Below are 25,296 nucleotides of genomic sequence, written 5' to 3'. Positions count from 1 at the left end.
CCCGCTGAAAACATGCGAGGGAAAGTTGGAACATGGGTCAATTCTCAATGGAAATATCAGGCAACGCCGGGTCAGTTCTCAGTGGCAATCAACAGGTAAGGGCCTGATCCACCTTTGCCCCTTGTCCTATCTTTTCCGCACGCCACCACCGGCCACAAGAACAGCCGAGTTGCCCTTACCCTGATGCGTCCGCAACCTCGACATGATGGGTAAAGACCATAAGTGTTAAGTGGCGGTCCATCCCTGCAAGCATGCCGATCCCGCAAGCCTGGTGTTCAATCGGTTCCTTATCTCTCGTGCTTCCCGTTCGATTTGAAACACGGATTTGCTGACCGGGAGGTCGGACGTCGGGCAATAACGATGCCAACGAGTGGAATATTCGAATGTTATGGTGCGACCTTCTATGGACGTCGCAATAACACGATAGCCGTTTACGAAACGGTCGAGGTAACGGAGCTCGTCTCCCCATGCCCAACCGCCATAAGCAGCCCCTTCATTCGAGCGCAGTATGATCTCAAAATAGTGTCCTCCTTCCGATTTCGGCATCCGGACGATGAGATCCAGGTTGTCTTCATCATCTTTGTTGTACTCTCTCGCAGCGAGATTGACTTCACTGATCCTTGCCTGCGCCAAAGCTGAGACAGGATAAAACGGTCGCCCCTTGAACCAGAGATGTTGGTTTTCGTCTGGATCTGGTTCGCTTTTGCGTTTCCAAGTGATCCGCCCCTACCGACAGCTTCAGGATCGCATTTGTTGAGTTTCAGCAAGTTTTCTGCCCCCGGGGGATGCGGACCAGATCCAGACGAAAACCAACACCAGTTCGGGGGGCAAAACCTTGAAAACCGCCTATGCGACGATCAGGGGTTTTGAGCTCATGCGTGCTCTACGCAAGGGCCGGGCCGCGATCTTCAACTTGGCCGGCGACATCCGCGGAGAGGCCCGCATCTTGGAACGTGTTTTCGGTATTGGGCCAAGCACGCTCACCGAGATTGTCGCAATCCTCCAGCAGAATTTCGATGCCAAACCCGCATGGCTGAAGCGTAGGAGAGCCTCTTCACAGCCATCCGGAATATTTGAACAGAGCCCGTTAAAGAGTATACTGTTGCGGGTGCTTTGGGGGTCATGTTCCATGCTGGGCATGAATTCCCGCTTCGCTGGAGATGGGTAAGGCCTCTTCAACCAGCGCCTGATAGTGCGGCGCGCGGCTGCTGTTTTCCCGCCAGTAGAAGCCGACTTCGCGGCGCTCCTCCCAGTCCAGAAACGTCAGCAGCTTCACGTCATCCTCGGCGCGAAATTCTGCCCGCGCGTAGAGTTCGGGAAACAACGAACATCCCATACCGATCGAAACCATCTGCCGGATGGAATCGAGACTGGTGCCTTCATAGTCATCGACAATGACGGCACGGGCGACATCGGCGAGATGGCGAACATTTTCCAGAAGCCGGTGGCCGCTTCCAAGCGCCAGCAGCTTTTCGCCCTTGAGATCGCCCGTGCGGACCGTGTCCTTAGCAGCCAGCCTATGGTCGGCGGGCACGCCGAGAAAGAGCTTTTCGTTGCCGATGCTGCGAAACGCAAGGCCGGACCGCTCCGGGGCCGGCCCAAGTCCGCAATCGAGAACGCCATCCGCGACTGCCACCTCGACGGCACTTGGCCGGTCTTCGCGAATGTAAACCTTGAGGCTCGGAAACTTCCGGTGCAGGCCGGGCAGGAAGCGCGGCAGAAAATAGGGGCCGAAGGTCGGCGCGGTGCCGAGGCGAACCTGCCCGCCGAGGTTCTTCGTGTTGCTCACCACGCTGTCGATAAGGTCATCGACCGTTGCGAGCGTCAGCCGGGCGCCCCGCGCCATCTCAATGCCGAGTGGTGTCGAGATTACGCTGGTTGAGGTACGCTCGAAAAGCGTGACGCCGAGCGATTTCTCCACCAGCCCCACCTGAACCGAGAGCGTTGGCTGGGAGACGTTGCAGCGTCTCGCAGCCTTGCCGAAATGGCGCAGCTCATCCAGCGCAAGAATATATTCGAGTTGGCGAAGGGTCGGGCGATAGGACATGGAGCGATTATGTTTATCTATCGCATCGATTTCAACAATGAATTGGAACTATCGATGCTTTGACCCCATTCTTTCTCCTGTCAACGAAAGGAGCCCATCAAATGGACCAGTTTCTCAAGTCGCTTCTCGCCCGCAAGGCCCATGTGCAGTCGCGGATCGATGAAGAACAATCCCGTCCGGTGCCGGACAGTCTCAGGCTTCAGGCCCTCAAGAAGCTGAAACTCCGGTTTCGCGAACAGATAAACTTCATCGAGCGGCAGAACCGCCATGCCGGAACGAGCCTCATCCCGGTCGTGCGGCGCAAGACCGTTCCCATCACCTGAACCGTCACCCACAAGCAAGAAGGAAACATGATCATGCAGACCAGTCAGCGATACAGGGCCAAGCCCATCACCAAGCTGCTGGAACACTACAAGGCCATGCGCCATCGCCTGGATGACGCGCTTGGCCGCGGCGAACGCGACTACGCGCTGCTGACCCGGCTTGCCCAGGATATGGTGAGGCTTCGCCGCCGCCTGAAGCAGGAGCGCGCTGCCCGCACCCCGATGATTTCACACTGACCTCACCCACTGACGGTCCGGGCCCCTCTGACGAAAGACGCCGGTTCTTTCGTGATGTCGGACATAGGAACATCGCTCCGGCGGAGGGATATGCCCCATGGAACTGACTTTTCTCTTTGTTGAATGGCTCGGAAAGCCCGCCTGGATGTGGCTTGGCTTTCTCGGCATCGTCATTGCTCTCCTGACCTTCGACCTCGGCGTCCTGCATCGGGACAACCGCGAGATCGAGGTCAAGGAGAGCCTCCTCTTGTCGAGCCTTTATATCTCGCTCGGTCTTGCCTTTGGCGGATTGGTGTGGTGGCAGCTCGGTCCCGAACCGGCCATGAACTATGTCACCGGTTTCGTCGTTGAAAAGACGCTTGCCCTCGACAACGTCTTCGTCATCGCCCTCATTTTCTCCTTCTTCGCCGTTCCCCGCCTTTATCAGCACCGCGTTCTGTTCTGGGGCATCCTCGGCGTCATCGTACTGCGCGCGATCATGATCGGCGTCGGCGCCACCCTTGTCGCCCAGTTTTCCTGGTTGCTCTATATCTTCGCGGCCTTCCTCATCGTCACCGGCATCAAGATGCTCGTGATGAAGGATGCGGAACCGGATTTGGCCAACAATCCGCTGATCCGCTTCATGCGCCGCCGCCTCAACGTGACTGACGAGCACTATGGCGAGAAGTTCTTCATCAGGAAGGCCCATCCAGACACCGGCAAGATGACCCTTTTCATCACGCCGCTCTTCATGGCGCTGGTTCTGGTGGAAGTGGCGGACGTGATCTTCGCCGTGGACTCGGTGCCGGCCATCTTTGCCATCACCACCGACCCGTTCATCGTCTACACCTCGAACATCTTCGCGATCCTCGGCTTGCGCGCCCTCTACTTCGCGCTTGCCGCCATGATCCACCGCTTCCGCTATCTGAAGCCGGCGCTTGCCATCGTGCTGATCTTCATCGGCTCCAAGGTCTTCGTCGCCGACCTTCTCGGACTGGAAAAGTTCCCCGCGGCGCTCTCGCTCGGCCTGACCTTCGCTATCATCGCAACGGGTGTGGTGTGGAGCCTCGTGAAGTCGCGGACGGAAATAGAACGCGTGGCGTAATGACTGAACCCGACCACCGGAGCGTCTCTCCCCGTTCCGGTGGTCGGGCCTGTTTGCGACACGGACCCTGTTCATGCTGGACTGAATTAAAGGCGCGGATCTGAGAAAGCCGACAAAGGCAGAGCTAAACCGCAACAGCCTTGTGCGGGCCGTCAATCTCCATCTGTTGGTTTTCGTCTGGATCTGGTTCGCTTTTGCGTTTCCAAGCGATCCGCCCCTACCGAGAAAAACCTCGGCCCGTCAGCATCTTGAATAGTCATAGATGGCTCAGTGCGAGATGGAAAAGTGGCTTAAAACTTGCTGAAACTCAACACTTCACGGCATCATCCGTGAAAATTCCCTTGATTTAGAATTCGAAATCCTGAGGCTTGATGTCTCTCGCCCCATGCATTACGCGAAGAATAACAATCTTTTCCGGATAAGATCGGTAGTAGATGCATCGCTGCCGATAAGGCAGAGCCCGCAGACCCGCAGAGATATGGTCGCGGGGCGATCCTGTGAAATCCACCTCTACAATCCAAGATATTTTCGCGGTTAGATCGGCCAGAAACTCCCTGGCATAGTGCGGACTGCTCTCGGCGATATAGCGCCTGATCCCCCGCAGATCGGCGAGAGCAAGCGGGGCAATGATCAGTTCTTTCGTGCTAATCGTTTTAGCCTTCGTTCATCACATCGTTGAACAAGTCTGTGCCATTGATATAGCGCTTGCCAAGACCTGCTTCGATCTCCGCATCTGCCGCCTGAATATCGTTGCGCAGGGAGCGCATCTTGATTTCATAATCTGCCAGCATGCGGATGCCGGCACGAACAGCTTCGGTTTCCGTGCCAAATCGACCATTCTTCACTAGATCGGATAGGATGCCGTCGTAGTTATCGCCCAAAGAAAATGTCTTTGCTCTTGCCATATCCTGTCTCCCTCATTTCCGCACTTATATCATGATGCAATACTTTTGCAATATTTTTGCTGGAGAATCACATTCGAGCGGAAGTGTGCTGGTGGCGTTTAAAGCGGAACCCTCTCCGGGGGAGCAATCGTTAGCCGGTTGCGCAGGCCAACTGTCCCCTATGAAGCCGTACGCTGAGACAGTCAGAAACTACCGGGTCGAAAGTTCTGATCTCATCAAGGTCTAAACAAGAACGCTCGGCCCAGACGCAATAAGGTTTGCGCATCCGAGCCGAGCATCCATTCTAGGTTATGCGGCTTCCCAAACCTGATTGAGGATTTTGGCAGCGAGAGCCGCCTTGTCTTGCGGCAGGAAGCGACCGTAGTGCTGTTGCACGACATCGGGCGTGTCCTGAATGGCGTAGTTCGCCTGCTCATAGGATCCGGTCTGCTTCAGGATATGCGTCGCAAGAATGTCCCGCAGGTTATGGGGGCCATGCGGCAGCAGTCCCTTGATCGCACCTCGCCCGGTGTAAGGATTGTAGATGCCGTATCGTTGTATGACGGTCCGCCAGGCTTCGTAGAAGGTGGTGGAGTTATAAGCCGCATCGACGCTGATCGTCTTCACCGTTTTGACGAACAGTGTACCGGGATCTTTTGCACCATCCAGCAGTACACCTCGATGACGATCGATATATGCATCGAGATATTTGTAGAGGTCGAGCAGGTCCGGCAGGATCAGTCGAAACGGCTTCTGCCCGAAGAAGGATGAGCCAGAGTTCTTGAATGCGACTGATGGGATTAGGACTTCCCACCCATGGTCGCGATCGCTCCAACGCAACTCGCCGCATTTCATGTCCTCAAGCCGGCGTTCCGATGTCGGGTAATGCCCGCGTGGACAGACACGAAGTTGGCGTAGGTTCTTCTGTCGAAGACCGAGATGCAGTCCAAGACGGAGAAGCAGGAATGAGCGTACGGCTTCGGCCGCCGACCGCGGATATCGGCTTTCATCCGGCATGCGTTGCAGGATTTCGTCGGTGATCTTGCGATACTCCGCCAGCGGACTGTCCGCTTCAAGTACACACATGATCGGTTCGAATGGATCGCGATGGACGCGCATGACGCGCTGGATTTCCTTGGATCGGTTGGCGGCATGCCGATGAAACGCATCGCACGCACCATGCCAGTCGCGGGCCGCAAACTCGATCTCTTCGCGCTCAATCAAGCCGTCGATAGGTCTGACGCTCTTGAGCAGTTCCGGATGCTGCCGGATCCAGCCGACATCGGCGCGAGTAAGAGCCTGCGCTACCATCAGCATATCTTCTTCCCATTTGGTATAAAAGCCACGCCGCTGTTCGCGCCATTGAAGATACCAATCCCAGACGCCGGGGAAAACGAGAAGGCCGAAGCTCAACTGGCTGACTGGCACGCCGCAGCCTTTTACAGCACCGTTTGGTGAGGCGACCAGCGCGCCGAACATCAAGCCAAGATGTTCGATCTTCTGAGAGGCCGTTTCCTCACCCCAGACGCCGTTCCGTTGGAAACCAATCGCAGTCAGTGTGGAGGTTTTGAAACGAATGAGGTCAGCCATTTCCATGGCAAGTCTCGGTGGCGCGTCGACAACACCGGAGAGGAGATCAGGATCATCAAACTCTGGCACCGCCTTCTGATTTTCGCCGACCGCGGATGCTAAGGATCTGGGGGATAGAGGACTTCCGCCATATGTCACTCCGGGAAAGCGGATGGCATAACGCTGCTTGACGGCCGCTGCCTGATACCGGCGGTATTCCGTCGCGCCGGAAATGATCACCCGGCGTACCCAATCAACTATCTCTTCGCGCTTGGCAAAGGGCAAGCTGCTGAAATCATCCGGTAAATGCAATGACATCCTGCGCCGCTCAGCCGGGCTGATGTCGCCGAGATCATGACTATAAAGCGAGCGCGCCTGATGCGGCACCTTCTCTTTGAAATATCCCTCTGAAAGGCGGTAGCGTCGCTCAATGCGTCGGAGAATTTCGAAACTTGCGACAGATCTTGGAACACGCTCGCCTTGGATCCACGACAGCAGCGTCTTGCTGTCGAAAGTCTCATTTAGTTGCACAACGGCGCGGTAGAGTTGCCAGTAGGTGTCGCCGAAGCGGCGCATATGATAGGCCAAAGCATCCTGAAAACTTGCCGGATCTTCTTTCGCTTCGAACAGTGGTTCTGGGAAGGGACTGATTGGTTTCGGTGCAGGCCCGCGCGATGACGACGCAGAGCGGGCAAAGGTACCGTCTGCCGCCGCGCGTTTAGGCTGTCCGGTCGAGGGGGAGGAGGCTGCCTTTCTGATGGGCGCAATCTTGTCTGGGCGGACTGTTGGCTTTGGTGTCCATCTCTCTTCGGTCGCTGGTGCTGCGCCGAGCCATCGGATGATTGCGTCCAAGCCCGGCCGGAGCTGCCTTTTCAATTCTGCGGTCAACTCAGTTTCTATTCCACAGGCCTGTCCGATCGTGGACCAGTCGATACGACCATTCGGGAGCGGGGGCGATTTTCGCTGGGTGATCAAACTGACCAGATAGGGCCTGATGTTCTCCAGTACCCGCTTGGAGGTTTTCGGCGCGATACGCAGCTTGCAGAATTCGGATATCTTTCGCTGAAAATGTCGTGATGAAATGTCTTGTTTGCGCATACTCATTCCGTTTCTCTCGGCACCAATGCTGAGGGCGAGCGGGAATATGAGGCTAGCTTTAAGAAAGGATGTATCGGACTTGCACTTTCAAGACTGCCTGATCCTCGGGTTCATGCGTTTAGATAAATCTCTGCATCAGGGTTCGGGAGTTCGACGCCCGCGCAGTTAATTAAGTTCGCTTATCTAAGTCTGCCGCTTAATTAAACTAAAGGTGCCTTGTTTAAATAGTGGCTGGCACTGATAATGGGTTATGTCTGATTCCGTTTGCAAAAATCGCATGGGTCGTTTCGTCGAAACGATCGCCGCCAGTGAAACAGTGCGGGCATTCGTGCCCCCACCACTGCCGCCCGAGCCGGTGATTGATGTGCTTTCATTGCTGGAACGTCTCAGCCTGGCCGAGCGCGCGCTAGGGCGTCTGGACGGTATCACAATGCTGCTGCCGCGACAGGAGCTGTTTCTTTATATGTATGTGAGAAAGGAAGCTGTTCTTTCCTCGCAAATCGAAGGCACACAGTCCACTCTTTCTGATCTCTTGCGGTTTGAGACGGAAGCTCAAGCGGGCCAACCGGTTGACGATATTCGTGAGGTATCCAACTACGTTGACGCCATGATGTATGGTTTGGAGCGACTGGAAACGCTTCCCATGTCGTTGCGTCTGATCCGTGAGATGCACGCCAGGCTCCTGCAGAGTGGACGAGGAGGCACCAAGGATCCAGGAGAATTCCGCCGCTCGCAAAATTGGATTGGTGGGACGCGGCCCGGTAACGCACTCTTTGTCCCACCACCCGTCACTGAAATGGCCGGTTGCCTGGACGCGTTCGAGCGCTTCATGCATGACGACCAATCGCGGTTGCCGGCGCTTATCAAAGCTGGCTTGCTGCATGTGCAGTTTGAAACGATCCATCCGTTTCTCGATGGCAATGGTCGTATCGGCCGTCTGCTGGTAACCCTATATCTTTGCATGAACGGGGTTTTGCGAAAGCCGCTGCTCTACCTCAGCCTCTATCTCAAGTCCCATCGGAGAGAATATTTTCGGTTGTTGCAGGAGGTCCGTGAGCATGGAAACTGGGAAGCCTGGCTGGATTTTTTCCTGGCCGGTGTCGCAGACACTGCCAATCAAGCGTTTGAGGCTGCGACCCAGATCGTTGATCTTTTCAAGGAAGATCGAGAACGGATAACGGTGGAGAGCGATAGAGCAGGGTCGGCCCTTCGTATTCACGAACTTTTCCAGCAGAATCCTTTTCACACAGCGAACCAGATTGTTCAGATCACGGGTCTTTCCGCGCCAACGGTTAATGCCGCACTTGCTGATCTGGAGCGTTTGGGCATCGTTGATGAGATTACCGGCCGCAAACGCGGCCGTGTGTTCAGCTATCAGCGATATCTCGCAATTCTGAGCGAAGGCACCGATCCCTTGCCTCTCAGTTTATGACAAATAGGTGGCCAAAGGTTCGACCTTCATCAAGGCGTGAAGGTAGCGAATCAGTATGCAATTTGTGAGAGTGTTTTCCGGTTGGGCGCGGCTTTGATCAGTCGCTTGAAATTTCGGTCGAGAGAAGTTATATGGGGAGCGTCACGGGCTGCCACACGATTCCTTCGGGAAGTGCAAAAGGGCGGCCCTTCTTCGTTATGGCACTCATTCCTTACGTGAAGGCGCACGCGATGGCGGCGCAGCGGATTGCCCATTTGAGGGCGAAAGGGCTCATAGTCAGCCGCCCCAATGTTGCGGCTCGGAAAATTGAGGCTATAGGATATGAACGCCTTCGAATATAGTTTCTGAGCCGTCGGCAGACGAATATCGCGGGCAAGCCATTTATAACCGGCACCACCTATCACGACATCATTAGGCTGTATGAATGTGACGCTGCGCTGTGAGACGCGTGCTTTCTTGCCGTAGGGCAATTTGAACTGCTGTTGCGCAACAGCATGTCAGAGACACTGAGCACGGCGTTCGGCAGTCATCCCTATCATCATCCGGGTGCGTTCAAGGATGCAAGCGCTAATCTGAGTGCACTTCAGACATTCGTCAAGGTGTACGCGACATCCAAGGACCGTAGAGCGAAGCACTACGGCGAAACCTACAGTACTCCGGCCCTGCCGCCGATCTGGACAATGAAGGAGTTTCTAACCTTCGGTTCGTCTTCGCGAATTTTCCAATGCCTCGAAGGCTCGATCAAAACGCATATTGCGACTCAGTTCGGTGTTGGCTCTGATCAAGTTTTTACCAACTGGGTCGAAGCCCTAGTGGATTTGCGCAATATCTGCGCCCACCATGATAGGCTCTTTAACCGAAGCTTCCAGAAGCAACCAAGTCGTTTGCGTAGCGCCAGCGTACCAACGGCGGCGCCAAACAAGCTTAAAGTGATCCTTGAATGCCTCGACTACATGCTCGCTAAACGGGGTTTACCCTCAGGCATCACTGCCACGGTGCGAAAAATAATACTGAAGTACCCCGAAATGCAGTTGGCCGAAGCTGGTTTCTAAATCCTTCAACTCGACGGCGTACAGGGGAAATAACGGGTCTCAGGTTCGATTCCCATTCAAGAACGTCTAATCAGGAGAAGTTTTCCAGCACTGCCATGAACGTATGCCTGTCTCCCTGACCTTCCGTCAGGCGTACGCGGCCCTCGATATCAGCGAGATGGTGATCCATCAGGTGCTGTGCCTTTGACAGATCCTTTGCCTTGAGTGCGCTGACGATCTGGCGATGGTGATCGGCACCGCAGTCATCCTGCTTTTCTTCCTCATACAGTGCCATCACGAGCGAGAGGCGGGCAACGATCTTGGAAAGCATTTCGGTCATGACCGCATTGCCGCCGAGCTCAGCCAGCACGACATGAAACTTGCCGGAGAGCACCGTCTTGGACTTCTCATCGCCGTGGTGATGGATCTGCTCTTCCTCGAGCGTCAACGCCTCGAGTGCCCCAAGCTGCTCAAACGTAGCGCGATCCATGACGAGTTCGAGGATGACGTGCTCGAGTTTCCGGCGCGACTCGAAAAGGGCCTTGGCTTCCTCGATGCCCGGTTCCGCTACGAAGGTGCCACGGTTCTTCTTGCGCTCCAGAAGATGATCGCTTTCGAGGACGCCGAGCGCGCCACGGACGACGGTCCGGCTGACACCGAAATGGTCGGCGATCGCGTCTTCCAGGATCTTGGTGCCCGGCTTCAGCGCGCCTTCGCCGATCGCGGCGGCAAGTGTCGTGCGGATGCGTTCCGACACGTCGTCGTTGTTATGCTCTGCCGTGTCCGCCTGACCGTTTGCCTTGGCGGTGCCCTGACGGCGCGTCTTCTTCATGTCATGCTCCAGATAAAATCAGGCGATGGTCGATCTGATTATTTTCATAAGAATATTCGTGCGTATATGCGCATTCTGATGAAATTCGACCCCATCCCGAAGTTTTTCGCCATCCGCCGGCGCTCATCGATGCCGACGGATGACGTTCGTCAATTCAGGCGGCCTGTTGATTGGCGAGGTTCGGCGAAAGTAAGATGCCGTGTTCCGCGCAAATGGTTCTGACATGCCGGGCCGAGTTTCTGATGAAGGCCACAGCCTGATCGTAGCCGTACGTCTGGTGTTCGTAGGTCGGATAACCATACTGGGTTGCCTCATAGGCTTCCCAGTTCGGCACCTCGCCGGATTTTACCCGCTTCTCGTAGGCATCGACCAGGGCGATGTAGGCATCCTGTTCTTCCCCGGTGAGATCGGGGTGTCCTGCGCGCCAGATCGGGTCTTCGAGCTGGATGCACTGGCGGGGATTAGCCTTGCGCGGCTTGTCCGCGACCGAGGCAGCGACTTCCAGCGACAGGTTGAGATCAGGATTGGCCTTGGCGAGGATCGGGATAATGGTGTCGAAATCGACGATGCCACCGCCGACGGGGCGGGTCTGGAAATCGAACCCGCCGGGCGCTCGGCCGACATAGGCGTCCTTGACATGGGTCTGGCGGACGTAGGGGGCAACGCGCTTGGCGGCAAAGACCGGGTGCTCGGCCCGTTGGAGGCCGTTCGCGGTGTCGAATACCACGCCCATGCAGTCTTCGCCGACCTTTTCGATCAGCCGAAGGATCTCGAAGGAGGTGATTTCGTCATGGGTTTCCATGTTGAGGTGAACGCCGTTTGCGCGTGCCACGGGAGCGAGCTTCAGCAGTACCTTTTCGATGGCGAGCAACTGTTCGTCCCAGGTCACATCGGTACGGAAGCGGTCATTGGCGAGCCGGCCGGGATATTCGGATTTGAAGTTGCCCGGAGAAACCCAGAGTTCGCGGCAGCCGATTGCGACGTTTGCCTCGATCATGCGAGTGAAGCCGAGGATGATGTCGCCGCCGCCGATCGAGCGAAACTCTGGGGCCTCGGCGCTGCAATATGGGTTGATCTTGCCGACGCCGCTTTCGAGGTAAAGGCCGAGTTCATCGGCCTTGGCGCGGATGTCGCGCAAGGCGCCTGCATCCAGCGTCGGGTTCATATCCAGCACCGTTGGGAAGAACAGGCCATCAAGATCGAGTTCCTTCACGTGGTCGAGGCTCGCCAATGGGCCGCGCTTCAGGAATTCCGGTAGCTTCTGTGTGTCTATGCCCAGTCTCATGGTTTTCTCCTTGGGGTTTCCTGTCGGGATGCGCTGCTGCGGCGATCCCTGACTTATTTTCTCGAGCCGGCGGACCGGCCTTTGGGAGCGAGATGCTTTTCGAGGTAATGCTGGCCGATCGAAGCGACCGTTGTGATGCCGAGGTACCAGAGGGAAGCCACGCACAGGAGTTCGATGACGAGGAAGTTGCGGGCATAGATCGTCTGCGCCTGCGTCAGCAGATCCTGCATGCCGATGACGGAGACGATGGCGCTCGCCTTCAGCATGCCGATGGCTTGATTGCCCGTCGGCGGCACGATCAGCCGGATCGCCTGCGGCAGAACGACGGTTCGCAGGGTTTGCATCGGGCGCAGGCCGAGGGATGAGGCAGCTTCCCGCTGGCCTCTGTCCACGGCGGTCAGGCCGCTGCGGATGATTTCGCTCATATTGGCCGCTTCATGCAGGCCGAGTGCCAGGAAACCGGCGACGGCGGGCGTCACGAGGTCGTTGACCGAGATGGACCACGACCCGATGCCGACTTCCGGGATGAAGAGCGCGATGTTGAACCAGAAGAAGATCTGGACGATGAGCGGCACGCCCCGGTACCACCAGACGAAAGCGACAGCGATCGCTTTCAGGACGACATTCTGGCTGGTGGCCATGATGGCCACGAGGCAGCCGATGAGGATGCCTGCGATCATGGCGCCTGCAGTCAGTTCAAGCGTAAGGACGACACCATCGAGAATGAGGGGATCGATCATGTAGCGCGGGATCTCGCTCCACTGAACGCTTTGATTCCGCCCAATGACCACGAGCATGAGAGCCAGCGCGATGATCGCGCTGGTACCAGTTGCGAGTTGACCGAACCGGACCGTCTTGCCGGCCGGAGGGGGCATTGTCATGGTGAGGGATTGGGCGGAGACAGCCATGAGCTCACTCCACAGGCATGCTGGCGGCGTCGTTGAACTTCACCGTCTTAACGGCAAGGGGGCCGAGGCCCCACTTCTTCATGATCGCTTCATAAGCGCCGCTGTCGACCATGTGCTGCAGCGAAGCGACGACCGTATCACGCAGTTGGGGGTTGTCCTTGGAAACGAGCATGCCGAGATAGCCGACGGCCAGGCGAACTTCCGGCAGCGCCTGCAGGCCGACGCCCTTTCCGGTCTGGTTTTCGGTCGTGTAGACGCTGGTGGCATAGCCGTTGACAGTTGCATCGGCGCGGCCGGTGCGCACTGCCTGCAGCACGTCGGGCATTTTCGGGATCGACATGATCTGGATGGGAGCCGTCGTGCATTTTGCCGATGCGGCTTCGACTAGTCGATTCTGGAAGGTGCCGACCGGAACCGCAACCTTCTTGCCGCAAAGGTCGGCCATGCTGGCAATGCCGAGCGGGTTGCCCTTGATCGTCATGATCGTGGTCGCGTCATACATATAGTCGATCACATCGACCTGCTTCTCCAGTTCCACATCGTCATTGATGCCGGAAAGGGTCATGTCGAAACGCTTGGACAGAACTGCCGGAACGATAGCGGCGCCGGCACCGACATTGGTCATCTGAACATCGACGCCGAGAATGACGCCGAGCGCGGAGGCGATGTCAGCATCGATGCCGATCAGTTTTCCGCCTTCATCCTGAAAGCTGATCGGTGGCGTCAGGTCGGTCGCGACCTTCAGAACCTTTTTTTCCTTGATAGTAGCCGGAAGGCTGTCGGCGAGCTCCTGGGCGAACACAACGCCCGGGAGCTTAGCGAGTTCGGCCTCGGGAACCATCTTCTGTGCTGGCCCCTCTGCGGCATGGGCGGAAAGCGCGAGAAGTGCGGCGACGGTAGTGGCAATCCCACCCTTTAGAATGTTGCAGATGCTGTTCATGTAATCCCCTTTTCGTTGCGCTTTGTGTGTTTGAATTTTCGAGGATTACGATGCAATCGTCGTGCCAGTTTATCTTTGTTTTTATTAAGTAACTGTTTTTGCTCTATTAAATAAATTGAATTTCTGATTTTTATGAATTCGAACAAAGTTTCGCATAAAAATACGAATATAAAATGCGTAAAAAATCATCTGCACGTCGAGGTTTATGTAATCTCACGCTTGCGGTGGAGCGTGGGGGCGATTATTGGGAAAATATACCTAAAATCCACACCGTTTCGCATGCTTCCGGTGCGGAATTCGGTGAGCCTGCCGTTGTTTCAACCTGTTTCGCTCAGGTTCTCTGCTCATTTAATAAACTTTTCACGCGATTTTTATGCACATTTTTTCGAATTTAAAAACGAACAGTATATGATTATTAATATGCGAAACATTTTAAATCAAAAATATCTTTTAAATTACAGATATTTATTTCCATTAAATGGGCGAAATTCGTGAGTTGGCACGGCGCTTGCAATTCCATCGACATGAACAAGATCGACACCAGATTTCTTGAAGGACGGCGTCTCCCGGTGGCGCGGGAGGGTGTTTCACTCACTGTTCGTCCGGCGCGTCATGGGGAAGTTTTCATGTCTCACATTACGAATGCGATTGAAGGAAAGCAGCTCAGTGTCAACGGCCTTACCCACAGCTATGGCGGTCAGAACGCGATCGACGACATTTCGTTCGAGATCAATGCCGGCGAAATTGTCGCGCTGCTCGGCCCGAGCGGTTGCGGCAAATCGACCGTGCTGCGCGCCATTGCCGGGCTGATACAGCCCAAGAGCGGTGGCATTCATCTGGGCGGTCAGGATCTCGCCCATGTTTCCGCACGGTCCCGCGGCATCGGCATGGTGTTCCAGAACTATGCGCTGTTTCCGCATCTGACCGTGGCAGAGAACATTGCCTATCCTCTTGCCTGCCAGCAGGTGCCGCGCGAACAACGCCGCGCCCGCGTCGAGGAAATGCTCTCGCTGGTCCAGTTGAAGGGCTATGGCAACCGTTTGCCGCGCGAACTTTCCGGCGGCCAGCAGCAGCGTGTTGCGGTTGCCCGCGCCATTGCCGGTCGTCCCTCGCTTCTCCTGCTCGACGAGCCTTTCGGTGCGCTGGACCGCGCACTGCGCTTCGATCTGCAAGTCGAGCTTCTCCATCTTCAGAAGACGCTGGGCATCACGACCCTGATCGTCACTCACGATCAGGAAGAGGCGCAGAGCCTCGCCAGCCGACTGGTGTTGATGAACAAGGGGCATGTCGAGCAGATCGATACGCCGATGGCCGTCTACGACCGTCCGAAGACGTTGTTCGTCAACACGTTTATCGGACAGGCCAATGTCCTTCGGGGCACGATCTCGCAGCTTGGGGCCGAGGCCACGGTCATTGCCCTTGCCGATGGCGCGACGCTCAACCTGCCGCGTCGGTTGAGCTTTACCATCGGTTCACAGGTAACGATCACGTTCCGGCCGGAGGAGGTCCGCCTGTCAAGCGAACCCGGTGAAAACCGGCTTGGCGCCCGTCTCACCGTTTCCGTTCCGCTCGGGCCGACCCTCGTCCACGACCTCGTACTTGCTGATGGAACGAACCTTCGCGCATCCGAGGTACGCGGACCGTCGACCTTCATTCCCGACACGGGAACCCAGCTTTTCGCCGAGATCGATACCGCTCGGTGCCACGTCTTTCCGGTTGAGCCGGAAGTCTCGCAGCAATCCTGAAACCGTAATCAACAATCAACAGAGGTGAACGTAATGAACGAATTCAACATGACCCGCCGCCATTTCGGTCTGCTCGCCGCCGGCGCGGCTGCAGCAGCCACGATGCCCTTTTCCGCTCGCGCTGCCGGCGGTTCCGTCGTGGCAGCCACCTTTCCCGGCAACTGGGAAGATGGCTACCGCTCCGTCCTGACGCCGCTCGTCAAGGAAGCCGGCTATGACCTGACGGTGGCCCCGGCGCTGGCGCAGGACCAGCTTGCCAAGGTGATGGCCAGCAAGGACAATCCCGCCTACGACACCCTGCTGATGTCGCCGGGTCAGATGGCCGTCGCCATCGAGAACGATCTGATCCAGAAGATCGATCCTTCGAAACTCAAGAACTGGGGCATGCTGGATCCGGCTTTCCAGGGCGAGTACGGCCCGACGGTCACCATCGAAGTGAACGGCATCGCCTACAACCCAGACCTCGTTCCCGCGCCGAAGGGCTATCGCGACCTGTTCGAAAACCCGGCCTACAAGGGCAAGGTGTCCTGGACCGGCTTCGGCTCCAACACCGGTGTGATGGCCTATAGCCAGATCGCCAAGATCTTCGGTTCCAGTGCCACCGACATGGACGCCGTCTTCAAGCTGTTCAAGGATAATCCGGAACAGCTCAAGGGCGTGGTCGCCAGTACCAATGCCCAGATGACACTGTTCCAGCAGGGCGAAATCGCGGTGTTCATGTGCTCGACGGGCAATGTCGCGCGTCTCAAGAGCCTTGGTCTCAAGGCCGAGTTCGTCCAGCCGGAAACCGGTTCGCCGGCAGCCCCCGTCAACATCCACCTGACCAAGGGCTCGAAGAACGTAGAAGCCGCCTATGCCTATATGGACGCGGCGATCTCGATGGCCGCGCAGGACAAGCTGAAGATGCCGCCGACCGAAATGTTCCCTACCAACAAGGACGTTTCGCTTACGCCGAGCATCGAAGCCTTCGTCAAGCGCGATCAGCTTGCCAACATGGTCTATCCGGACTGGGCCGCCATCAACAAGAACCGTGCGGAATGGATCCGCAAGTTCGACGCACTCGTCGCCGGTTGAGGTCATAAGATGAAGGCGAGCGGCTTCCCATACGTGATCCCGATGCTTCTCTTGTCGGTGGCGTTCTTTGCGACGCCGCTCGCCACTCTCATCGGGTTCAGCTTCATCGGCCCTGAAGGACTGACCCTCAACAAATATGGACGCTTCCTTGGCGATGCGTTCAATTATCGCGTCCTGATGAACACTGCCAAGCTCGGTGTCCAGACGATTGTGACCACGACCCTACTCGGCGTGCCAATTGCGCTTTTCTACTGGCATAGCGGCAAGACCGTGCGCCAGATCATCATCTTCATGACGCTCATCCCGATGCTGACCAGCAATGTGGTGCGTACCTTCGCCTGGATCGTTATTCTTGGACGGCAGGGTCCTATCAGTCAGACATTCGTCTCACTCGGTCTTGCGGATAGCCCATTCACGCTGATGTCGACCGAACTAGGTCTTGTTCTCGCCATGTGCCAGATCGACCTGCCGCTGATCATTCTGCCTCTCATTGCGATCCTGTCGCGAACGCCTGTCCAGTTTGCCGAGGCCGCCCAGGTCTCCGGTGCGGGTCCTTGGCGCATCCTGGTCACTGTTCTCCTGCCCATGATGCTGCCAGGCCTGCTCGCCGGCTGGATTCTTGTCTTCGCCAGCACCAGCGCATCCTTCGTCACGCAGGCCGTCATCGGTGGCGCGCGTAATGTCTATGTGCCGCAACTGATCTACCGCGAAGTCGGTACGCTGTTCGACTGGCCCATGGCATCGGCGATTGCCGTCGTACTCCTGCTTTCGACCGGCGTTCTGCTTGTCGCCATGACCATGATTTCCCGCCACCGGAGGCTCGTCGGCCATGCATGAATCCAGCGCAAAGCCAATCCGGGAAAACCCGGCTCCTGCCGTCCTTTACAAGGCGTTCGTCTTCGGCTTCGGGGGCTTCAGCCTTCTCTATCTGGTGGCGCCGATCGTGATCGCGATCACCATGTCGTTCACCTCTGGCCAGACGCTGAAATACCCGCCGGAAGGCTTTTCGCTGCGATGGTACGAGGCGCTTCTCGATCCGCTGCGTTCGGGAACCGAGCATATTGCGGCATTCAACTCCCTGAAGATTGCCGGTCTTGCGGTGTTGGGCTCACTGCTCTTTGCGGTCCCCGCTACCATCGGCATGGCGCGGATGAAAAAGGGTGCCGTGAGTTCCATCGAACCGCTATTGCTTGCACCACTGGTTCTTCCAAGCCTCGTCTATGGCCTCGCGGCGCTGATCGTCGCGAACTTCGTCGGGTTTCAGCCGTCGCTCTGGCTGACCGTCACCGGCCACGTCGTCGTGTTCGGTCCCCTGATGTACCGCGCGGCCTCCGTTGTCGCCCAGGGCATAAACCCGTCACTTGCCGAAGCCTCTACCGTCATGGGTGCGCACTGGTTCACTACGCTCCGGCGCGTCACCTTGCCATTGCTGGTCCCGGGCATTCTGGCGGGTGCGTTTCTGGTGTTCATCCAGTCGCTCGACAATGTTTCGGTGTCGCTGTTCCTCGCCGATGCGCAGACTACGGTTCTTCCCTTGAGAATGTTCGCGCTGATCGAAGAATCGCTCGATGTTCGCGTCGCCTCGATGTCAGGCGTCCTCATCGGCCTGACGCTCGTGGTCATGCTGGTCGCCCGGCGCGTTCTGGCGCCGTCGAAACAGGCATGACAAGGCCGATCTCTCCCAATTTTCCCATGAAGGAAGGAATAACAAAATGAACATTCGTGCATCGAAAGCAGGTGCTCACCGCATGGGTAGGCTGCTGGCCGATTTCGAACCGGACTTTGACTTTTCCGCCCCGCTACCGCTGCCCGTCGAGGAGTTTGAGGATCGGCTGCGTCGCATTCGCCGTCAGGCGGCCGAGGCCGGACATGACGCGCTGATCGTCCATACCGGCGGCGCCGGCTGGTTCCATACCTCCAACCACTATCTGCGCTACATCTGCGACTGGATGCGCGAAGGCGTTCTGATCATTCCGACCGACAGTGACAAGCCGCTGACGCTTCTTTCCTTCTTCACCCAGTCGGTTCTTCTGCCGCCGGGTGGCGAGCCTGTCATCGTCGAGGATATCTGGCAGATCGGCCCGATCGGTCGTGAATACGCCGACCGTCCGGGCGACAGCGTTGTCAAGACGGCGGAAAAATGCGCCGAAATTCTGGCTTCGCTCGGGCTTTCGAAAGCTCAGATCGGCCGCATCGGTGACAAGGCCGGCCTGACCTTCTGGGCGGCGCTCGACGAGCTGATGCCGAAGGCGAAGTTCGTCGCCGACAATGCCATTCTCGACCGGATGCAGAAGGTGCGTTCGCCGCGCGAGATCGAGCTGTTCCGCGCCGCTGCGCAGCTCATCAGCATCGCTACTCAGGCGGCCTATCATGTCGCGAAGCCGGGCGTCACCGACCACGAAATGTATGCGGCCTTCACCCAGGCGCAGCTTGCCTATGGCGGCGAGACCGGCGACGGCTACCAGATCGGTATCAACGAATACGGCACCCATTGCGGCAAGCCCTATGGTCACATCGTGCGCCCGGGCGACCTGATCAATCTCTATGTCTCCAACATCACCTATCGCGGGTACACCGCCCAGACGGCGCGCATGATCGCCGTCGGCGAAATCACCAAGCGGCAGGAAGAGGTGCTTGCTGCCTGCACCGAGGGCGTCAAGCGTGCCGAAAAGCTGATCCGCCCGGGTGCGCTGATGCGCGACGTCAACAATGCCGCCTTCGAGCCGATGATCGAGCGCGGCATGCTCACGTCGCCGGAAGCGCGCACCATGCCCTACAACTGGGCGCCGATGGATGATGGCAGCGCACGGCTCATCCCGCGTCAGTATGTCAGGAACATCGACTGGGAAGCGCAGGGCCGCAAGCTCATGCATGTCTATCCGGCGACGCATGGGCCACATAACCCAAATCTCGGCCACTCGGTCGGCATGGCCGGCGGCCAGAACAGCTTCAACATTTCGTCGCACAATTATGACCGGATGGAGGAGGGGATGGTGTTCGTGTTGCATACGCAGTGGCTGGAACCGCTTTCGGCCGGCTGTAATGTCGGCGACATGTATGTCGTCACCAAGGACGGCTTCGAAAACCTGAGCCGCCACACCCCCCTTGAAACCCACCGTGTTGCTGCCGAGGCCTGACATGACCGACATTAAAGAGGGCCACGCCCATTTCGATTTCGCCAAGCTCGATGAGCGCGCACGCTACAAGCTTCTGATCGGCACCGTCATTCCGCGCCCGATCGCGCTGGTGACGACGGTCAGCAAGGACGGTCGGCCTAATGCCGGCCCCTTCAGCTTCTTCAACGTACTGACCCATGATCCGGCTATCGTCGCCATCGGCGTCGAAAACTATTCCGACATGCGCTTTAAGGACACCGCCCGCAATATCCGCGAGACGGGCGAGTTCACCGTCCATATCTGCGACAATGCTTTGGTCGATCAGATGGAGGTCTGCGCCATCAAGTTCGGCCCGGAGGTCGACGAGATGGAGGAGGCGGGGCTTGCCACCGCGCCCGGCCAGATGGTGCGCAGCCCCCGCATTCTCGCCGCACCTGCAGCCCTTGAATGCCGCCGCCACACGACATTGCAGGTCGGCCCCGCGCGCGAAATCATTCTTGGTGAAGTGGTCGGCCTTTATGTTCGCGGCGATGCCGTCAATCTCGATAATCTTCATATCGACCAGCAGATGATGGACGCGGTCGGCCGCATGGGCGGCCACACCTATGCCCGCACCCGCGATCAGTTCGACATCAAGACCATGACGCCTCAGGAATGGGAAAGCCGCAAGGCCGGTGAGAAGGCGGCGGCCGAGTGACCAACAGCCGCTATTTTTCTAATGTCGGCGGCCTTCCGCCGCAGACGCAGACCCTGTCCAGCAAGGCCGTGTTCAAGACGTCCTATGCGGTGATCCCTCGTACCGTGATGAGCGATATCGTCACCAGCGTCTTGCCGCATTGGGATGCGACCCGTGCCTGGATCATTTCGCGCCCCTTGAGCGGCTTTGCCGAGACCTTTGCGCAATATATCATGGAAGTGAAGCCCGGCGGCGGCAGCGTCAGGCCGGAGCCCGACGCGCGCGCCTCGGCCGCGATCTTCGTCGTAGAAGGCGAGGGCACCATCACCTATGACGGCAAGGACCATCCTCTGCGCGCGGGCTCGTTTGCCTATATCCCGGCCGGCGGCAAGTGGACCTTCCGCAATGACAGCACAGCCCCGATCCGTTTCCACTGGGTGCGCAAGGCATTCAAGGTGGTCGAGGGTCTTGAATTTCCACCCGCCGTCTTCACCCATGAAGACGAATGCGTGATGGATGCGATGCCGGACACCGACGGCAAGTGGGCGACGACCCGCTTCCTCGATCCCTCCGATGTGCGTTACGACATGCATCTCAACATCGTCACCTTCGAGCCGGGCGCCATCATTCCCTTTATGGAAACCCATATCATGGAGCATGGTCTCTATGTGCTGGAAGGCAAGGCCGTCTATCGGTTGAACGAGGACTGGGTCGAGGTCGAAGCCGGCGATTACATGTGGCTGCGCGCCTATTGTCCGCAGGCCTGCTATGCGGGCGGTCCCGGCCGCTTCCGTTACCTGCTTTACAAGGATGTTAATCGGCATCCCGATTTGTGATCGCGGTGAAGAAGAGAACTTGAACGTTACCTGTCATCTGTTCGACTCCCATCAAGAGCTTAAAAGAGCCATAAGCGGTTAATGGCGGCGTAAATTTTGCCTAGAAAACGTCATTCAATTGCATTACTGTCCCGTTAAATCTGGAGATAGCCATGGCGGCCAACGCACTCGTCCAAACACGTATTGATGCTGAAGTTCGAGATCGTGCTTCTGCCGTGCTTGAAAGCATGGGCCTCACGGTATCTGATGCCGTTCGTATCCTGCTCACCCGGACTGCTAATGAGGGGGCTTTGCCCCTTGAGCTGCTTTCGGGTAGTGAAGCGCATGACGCCTGGTTTCGGACCAAGGTGCTCGAAGCATTGAACGATACTCGGCCGGATTTATCAGACGAAGAAGTTGAGGCGCATTTTTCCGAACGTCGAGCAGCAGCACGTCTTAGAGCTGGTGTGCCCAAATCGTGAAACTTACTTGGTCTGCATTTGCGTTATCGGATCGCGACGCAATCTTCACGTACATCGAGGCGGATCATCCTGCGGCCGCCGTTCTGATCGATGATGAGGATCGTCGTGGCTACCCGTCGTCTACTCGATTTTCCTGCCAGTGGGCGCGTGGGCAGAATTGCCGGGACACGGGAACTCGTCATCAATGGCACGCCTTACATCGCGGCTTATACCATTACGGAGACGACAGTTCGAATACTTCGTGTGCTTCATGGCGCGCAAGAATGGCCAGAACATATGCCGCCAAGATAATCGGCTCACTCGCGCGGAGCCGGTGGTTCGATTTCTATCAAGACCGTCATCGGGGTGATCGCATCCTTAAGCGGCTTCATTTCGACTGGCCAAGTGCACGCTGAAGCCAGGTCTGAAACGGTTTCCTACGCGCAGCAGAAGCACTGGAACGAATAGATGGGTGATGCCGCCAATCCTCGGCCCCAGGCAGTCCGGGATGCTTATTGTTTTCAATGAAATGTTTATAATCCCATGGTGTATTCAGATGCTACCAGCCGTGACCTACGCCCTTGACTTACCTCACGGATCGTCAGGTGGCCTCTGTCTTCCTGGATTGCCTGAAGCAGGCTTTTCCCAAGGGAACACCTGAAGAACTGGCTGCATATGTCGGCGGTGAGGGTCGGGCGGTTTAAGCCGCCGCAGTAGCTGCGCGCGAATAAGCGCCGGGCGGCATTCCCACATGCCGATTGAAGGCGACGCTGAAGGCGCTTGTCGATCCATAACCGACGCGCTGGGCGATTTCGGCCATGGGCATATCCTCCCGAAGAAACTCTTTCGCCAGCGCCATACGCCATCCCGTCGCGTATTCCATCGGCGCGACACCAACTTCCTTGCGGAAACGATCGAAGAAGGTCGAACGAGACATTGTAGCCTCTTGGGCAAGCGTTTCCACCGTCATGCTGCGACCCGGATCTGCATGGATCCGGCGCAAGATCGGCGCCAGCAGCGGATCGGCCATACCACGCAGGAGGCCAGGCGGCACCTTGGCACTTGCGGCCGATCGTAGCGCGTCGATGAACAACACTTCGAGCAACCGGTGAAGCACCATCTCACGCGCGACGCGGTCAGCTCGCGTCTCCTCGTTGATCATGTGGACCAGGGTCACCAATCGCTCTTCACCGTGAACATGGATGACTTCTGGGAGCAGCGATACGAGAAGAGCCTTGTCATCCGAGCCGAAAGCACAGTGCCCGACCAAGGCCTTGATCTCCGCCGGCGCTTCCGGTTCGCCCAAGCGAAAAATGCCGGGGCTGGTCTCCAGACGCTGCGCAAGGGCGCCGCGTGGCGGCGGCTCCATGCTGCTCATCGTGAATGAGAAGATCTTTGGGACCAGGACGAAGTCACCGGCAGTGAGCACCATTGGGTCACGACCGGCGATCGTCATCAGGCAACGGCCCTCGACCACGGCGCAGTAGAAGGGGCTTCCAATCTCCGTCCGCTCGACTAGCCACTTGCCACCGCCCGTGACCAGCTTTGAAATCGACGGGCTTGGCTTGAGTAGCGAAACAACTTCGGCGACAGGGTCGGTCATGATTTCGGACTCATGCTAAACACTCTTGGACATACGCATATAGCAAGTCCGGGTGGCCAGGTCCATCTTCAGGCAAGTTAAAAGTCAGGAGACGGAACATGCCAAAGATCCTTATCACCGGTTGCTCGTCCGGTTTCGGCCTCGCCATCGCGCAGAAATTCTTGGACGCCGGGTGGGATGTGGTCGCGACCATGCGCACGCCGCGAAACGACCTTCTACCGTCGAACGACCGGCTCGAAATCCTGCCGCTCGATGTCACCAGCGCGGACAGCATCGCTGGGGCAGTCGAAGCCGCAGGCACGATCGATGCTCTGGTGAACAATGCCGGCGTCGGTATGCTCAATGTGCTTGAAGGCACGGAGATGTCGAAGATCCGCGAACTGTTCGAGACCAATGTCTTCGGTGCGATGGCGATGACCAAAGCTGTTTTCCCGCAGATGCGGGTCCGTCGCTCAGGCGTCATCATCAATGTCAGCTCTGCGGTCACAATAAGGCCGTTGCCCGCGCTCTCGGTCTACAGCGCCAGCAAGGCAGCGCTCAATGCCTTCACGGAGAGCCTCGCGCTCGAAGCGGCGCTGTTCGGCATTCACGCCAAACTTGTCTTGCCTGGCTCGGCGCCGACGACCGGCTTCGGCAAGAATGCTGTTTCGCGGATGGGCATGGAAATCCCAGGGCCGTACGAAGCCTACGTCCATGACTACCTGTTGAAGATGCGGTCCAACAGTGAGGTTACGACGGCGGATGAGGTCGCAGAGGCAGTCTGGAGGTCTCTGACGAATATCGATGCACCGATGAAGATCCCCGCTGGCGCGGACGCAGAAACCGCGTTCCGCGACGCGGGCCATTTGCTCGCCTGCACATCACAATCCGAAATCTATCTTTGAAGGTCCAGACCCATGAACAATCTGATCAATCTCGCAAAGTATATTCCGACGCCTGAAGCCACTCTCACCGTGGCCTACACGCCAATCCGTCTTTCGATGCCGGGTCGGCAGCCGCTGGAACTGCGTCTGACCGCGCCCGCGATGGGAAGTAACTTGCCGATCCAGCTGCTGTCGCATGGCTACGGCCCTTCCAACTATATCCCGTCAAAGGACGGATACGCTCCTCTTGTCCAATTCTGGGCGGAAAGGGGATTCGTGGTGATCCAGCCGACCCATGCGAGTTCGCGTGTTGGCGGCCTGCTTTCGAATTCATCCGGCGCGCCGTTCTTCTGGCGCGAACGTGTCGAGGAGATGAGGGCGATACTGGACCAACTGCCGGAGATCGAGCGGCAAGCGCCGGCCGTTGCGGGCCGGATGGATCATGCTCGCATCGGCGCGGTGGGCCATTCCTTTGGCGGCCACACGGTTGGGCTCCTACTAGGAGCACAGGTGGACGGCGAGGATTTTTCCGATCCCCGTATCTCGGCGGGCGTTCTCCTGACAACACCGGGACGCGGCGGCAAGGACATGACGCCTGAGAGTGCTGCGCGGTTTCCGTTCTTCGATGTAGACTTCTCGACGCTCTCAAAACGCAGTCTGGTCGTTTGCGGTGACATGGACAATCCGCACTTTACGACGCGCGGCCCTGAATGGCATGCGGATGCGTTTCATGACGCGCCTGGTGTCGTTGCAATGCTGATGATGCACGGAGTCGGGCATGGACTTGGCGGGATCGCGGCGCTCGACGCAAAAGAAACAGAGACTGAAGCACCAGACGTACTCGAGGCGACACGGCGTCTGACGCTCGCCTGGCTTCAAAGCGCGCTCGGCGCGGACGAAGGCGCTTGGCCGAGAGCGTGCCTCGCACTTGAAAGCGAAGCCGCCCTGCTTGCGACGGTCACGGAGAAGCAGCCCTTACCGCCGGGCAGATCTGCACGGTTGAAGCCAAAAGGACTATAAATCATTGGGCACCTTGGTTTGGGTGCCCAATGCAGTTTGCGGCAACCGCGTGGCGGGCGGGACACCTATCTTGAAGTTCGAAAGCACGCCAAAGTCTCGTCCTTCGTCCAGCAGGCCCCAGAACTGCACGCTCTATCCGCAATGATTGAATAGCCCCGAGTTTTGTGGACGCCCTCGGGTTACATTTCCTGCTGCCGTTCGAACTCGACGGGTGACAGCATCCCGTTCCTGACGTGCTTACGCTTGGGGTTGT

General features: G+C 57.6%; 23 protein-coding genes and 3 pseudogenes. 17 read left to right on the top strand and 9 right to left on the bottom strand.

Annotated elements, in window-relative coordinates; translation table 11 throughout:
* Positions 1–823: 823 nt before the first annotated feature.
* Positions 824–1,012 (top strand): annotated as a pseudogene (locus GGQ66_RS23185) (IS6 family transposase); the annotation flags it as partial.
* 108 nt (positions 1,013–1,120) lie between these two features.
* Here the strand turns inward: GGQ66_RS23185 and GGQ66_RS21765 are convergent.
* The gene (locus GGQ66_RS21765; RefSeq protein ID WP_183795646.1) at positions 1,121–2,047 is read right to left on the bottom strand and encodes a LysR substrate-binding domain-containing protein; all 927 of its coding nucleotides are present in this window, start codon (positions 2,045–2,047) and stop codon (positions 1,121–1,123) included.
* A gap of 101 nt (positions 2,048–2,148) precedes the next feature.
* Here GGQ66_RS21765 and GGQ66_RS21760 point away from each other — a divergent pair, with 101 nt between their 5' ends.
* The 3 genes from GGQ66_RS21760 (at position 2,149) to GGQ66_RS21750 (ending at position 3,691) form a co-directional block, all read left to right on the top strand.
* Positions 2,149–2,370 carry a YdcH family protein gene (locus GGQ66_RS21760; RefSeq protein ID WP_183795644.1) on the top strand — a complete coding sequence of 74 codons (222 nt, stop codon included), beginning with the start codon at positions 2,149–2,151 and terminating at the stop codon, positions 2,368–2,370.
* Positions 2,371–2,403: 33 nt separating this feature from the next.
* A complete protein-coding gene (locus GGQ66_RS21755; RefSeq protein ID WP_183795642.1) occupies positions 2,404–2,607 on the top strand; it encodes a hypothetical protein in 204 nt (67 codons plus the stop codon).
* A gap of 97 nt (positions 2,608–2,704) precedes the next feature.
* Positions 2,705–3,691 (top strand): TerC family protein, encoded by a 987-nt coding sequence (locus GGQ66_RS21750; RefSeq protein WP_183795640.1) that lies wholly within the window; start codon positions 2,705–2,707, stop codon positions 3,689–3,691.
* A 346-nt stretch (positions 3,692–4,037) separates the two neighbouring features.
* On the opposite strand, the gene GGQ66_RS21745 is transcribed toward GGQ66_RS21750, so the two are convergent.
* The 3 genes from GGQ66_RS21745 to GGQ66_RS21735 form a co-directional block, all read right to left on the bottom strand.
* Positions 4,038–4,319 carry a type II toxin-antitoxin system RelE/ParE family toxin gene (locus GGQ66_RS21745; protein WP_370686410.1) on the bottom strand — a complete coding sequence of 94 codons (282 nt, stop codon included), beginning with the start codon at positions 4,317–4,319 and terminating at the stop codon, positions 4,038–4,040.
* 25 nt (positions 4,320–4,344) lie between these two features.
* The gene (locus GGQ66_RS21740; RefSeq protein WP_183795638.1) at positions 4,345–4,596 is read right to left on the bottom strand and encodes a type II toxin-antitoxin system ParD family antitoxin; all 252 of its coding nucleotides are present in this window, start codon (positions 4,594–4,596) and stop codon (positions 4,345–4,347) included.
* A gap of 288 nt (positions 4,597–4,884) precedes the next feature.
* Positions 4,885–7,248 carry a hypothetical protein gene (locus GGQ66_RS21735; RefSeq protein ID WP_370686409.1) on the bottom strand — a complete coding sequence of 788 codons (2,364 nt, stop codon included), beginning with the start codon at positions 7,246–7,248 and terminating at the stop codon, positions 4,885–4,887.
* A 244-nt stretch (positions 7,249–7,492) separates the two neighbouring features.
* On the opposite strand from GGQ66_RS21735, the gene GGQ66_RS21730 reads away from it, so the two are divergent.
* Together GGQ66_RS21730 and GGQ66_RS21725 are read left to right on the top strand one after the other, a co-directional pair.
* Positions 7,493–8,674 (top strand): Fic family protein, encoded by a 1,182-nt coding sequence (locus GGQ66_RS21730; RefSeq protein ID WP_183795636.1) that lies wholly within the window; start codon positions 7,493–7,495, stop codon positions 8,672–8,674.
* A 464-nt stretch (positions 8,675–9,138) separates the two neighbouring features.
* Positions 9,139–9,726: pseudogene (locus GGQ66_RS21725) on the top strand (Abi family protein); the annotation flags it as partial.
* A gap of 70 nt (positions 9,727–9,796) precedes the next feature.
* Here the strand turns inward: GGQ66_RS21725 and GGQ66_RS21720 are convergent.
* The 4 genes from GGQ66_RS21720 to GGQ66_RS21705 all read right to left on the bottom strand — a co-directional run bounded on the left by GGQ66_RS21720 (position 9,797) and on the right by GGQ66_RS21705 (position 13,670).
* The gene (locus tag GGQ66_RS21720) at positions 9,797–10,537 is read right to left on the bottom strand and encodes a GntR family transcriptional regulator (protein ID WP_183795633.1); all 741 of its coding nucleotides are present in this window, start codon (positions 10,535–10,537) and stop codon (positions 9,797–9,799) included.
* Between the two features lie 154 nt (positions 10,538–10,691).
* Positions 10,692–11,822, bottom strand: a complete 1,131-nt coding sequence (locus GGQ66_RS21715) for a sugar phosphate isomerase/epimerase family protein (protein ID WP_183795631.1) — start codon at positions 11,820–11,822, stop codon at positions 10,692–10,694.
* A 53-nt stretch (positions 11,823–11,875) separates the two neighbouring features.
* On the bottom strand, positions 11,876–12,730 hold the full coding sequence (locus tag GGQ66_RS21710; protein WP_183795628.1) for an amino acid ABC transporter permease: 855 nt from the start codon (positions 12,728–12,730) through the stop codon (positions 11,876–11,878).
* A gap of 4 nt (positions 12,731–12,734) precedes the next feature.
* Positions 12,735–13,670 carry an ABC transporter substrate-binding protein gene (locus GGQ66_RS21705; RefSeq protein ID WP_183795626.1) on the bottom strand — a complete coding sequence of 312 codons (936 nt, stop codon included), beginning with the start codon at positions 13,668–13,670 and terminating at the stop codon, positions 12,735–12,737.
* Between the two features lie 626 nt (positions 13,671–14,296).
* On the opposite strand from GGQ66_RS21705, the gene GGQ66_RS21700 reads away from it, so the two are divergent.
* From GGQ66_RS21700 to GGQ66_RS21660, 9 genes and pseudogenes are all read left to right on the top strand, one after another.
* A complete protein-coding gene (locus GGQ66_RS21700) occupies positions 14,297–15,415 on the top strand; it encodes an ABC transporter ATP-binding protein (protein ID WP_370686408.1) in 1,119 nt (372 codons plus the stop codon).
* A 33-nt stretch (positions 15,416–15,448) separates the two neighbouring features.
* Positions 15,449–16,489 (top strand): ABC transporter substrate-binding protein, encoded by a 1,041-nt coding sequence (locus GGQ66_RS21695; RefSeq protein WP_183795624.1) that lies wholly within the window; start codon positions 15,449–15,451, stop codon positions 16,487–16,489.
* A 9-nt stretch (positions 16,490–16,498) separates the two neighbouring features.
* Positions 16,499–17,326: an ABC transporter permease gene (locus tag GGQ66_RS21690; RefSeq protein ID WP_183795621.1), complete on the top strand. Its 828-nt coding sequence runs from the start codon at positions 16,499–16,501 to the stop codon at positions 17,324–17,326.
* Positions 17,319–18,155, top strand: coding sequence for an ABC transporter permease (locus tag GGQ66_RS21685; RefSeq protein WP_183795619.1), 837 nt, complete (start codon positions 17,319–17,321; stop codon positions 18,153–18,155). Before GGQ66_RS21690 ends, GGQ66_RS21685 begins: the two co-directional genes overlap by 8 nt.
* A 46-nt stretch (positions 18,156–18,201) precedes the next feature.
* Positions 18,202–19,626, top strand: coding sequence for a M24 family metallopeptidase (locus GGQ66_RS21680; protein ID WP_183795617.1), 1,425 nt, complete (start codon positions 18,202–18,204; stop codon positions 19,624–19,626).
* A 1-nt stretch (position 19,627) separates the two neighbouring features.
* Complete coding sequence (locus GGQ66_RS21675; protein WP_183795614.1) at positions 19,628–20,302, top strand: flavin reductase family protein; 675 nt, start codon at positions 19,628–19,630, stop codon at positions 20,300–20,302.
* On the top strand, positions 20,299–21,117 hold the full coding sequence (locus GGQ66_RS21670) for a bifunctional allantoicase/(S)-ureidoglycine aminohydrolase (RefSeq protein WP_183795612.1): 819 nt from the start codon (positions 20,299–20,301) through the stop codon (positions 21,115–21,117). The genes GGQ66_RS21675 and GGQ66_RS21670 overlap by 4 nt, the downstream gene beginning before the upstream one ends.
* Before the next feature lie 152 nt (positions 21,118–21,269).
* Positions 21,270–21,578: a type II toxin-antitoxin system RelB/DinJ family antitoxin gene (locus tag GGQ66_RS21665; protein WP_183795609.1), complete on the top strand. Its 309-nt coding sequence runs from the start codon at positions 21,270–21,272 to the stop codon at positions 21,576–21,578.
* Positions 21,575–21,869 (top strand): annotated as a pseudogene (locus GGQ66_RS21660) (type II toxin-antitoxin system RelE/ParE family toxin). Before GGQ66_RS21665 ends, GGQ66_RS21660 begins: the two are co-directional and overlap by 4 nt.
* Before the next feature lie 388 nt (positions 21,870–22,257).
* Here GGQ66_RS21660 and GGQ66_RS21655 read toward each other — a convergent pair.
* Positions 22,258–23,160, bottom strand: coding sequence for an AraC family transcriptional regulator (locus tag GGQ66_RS21655; RefSeq protein ID WP_183795607.1), 903 nt, complete (start codon positions 23,158–23,160; stop codon positions 22,258–22,260).
* Positions 23,161–23,258: 98 nt separating this feature from the next.
* Between GGQ66_RS21655 and GGQ66_RS21650 the strand changes: the two genes are divergently transcribed.
* Together GGQ66_RS21650 and GGQ66_RS21645 are read left to right on the top strand one after the other, a co-directional pair.
* A complete protein-coding gene (locus GGQ66_RS21650) occupies positions 23,259–24,044 on the top strand; it encodes an SDR family oxidoreductase (protein ID WP_183795605.1) in 786 nt (261 codons plus the stop codon).
* Between the two features lie 12 nt (positions 24,045–24,056).
* Complete coding sequence (locus GGQ66_RS21645) at positions 24,057–25,043, top strand: alpha/beta hydrolase family protein (protein WP_183795603.1); 987 nt, start codon at positions 24,057–24,059, stop codon at positions 25,041–25,043.
* Positions 25,044–25,296 lie beyond the last annotated feature (253 nt).

This window comes from Allorhizobium borbori, assembly GCF_014196535.1.
Classification (GTDB): Bacteria; Pseudomonadota; Alphaproteobacteria; order Rhizobiales; family Rhizobiaceae; genus Ectorhizobium; species Ectorhizobium borbori.
This window is presented reverse-complemented; position numbering and strand designations above follow the sequence as displayed.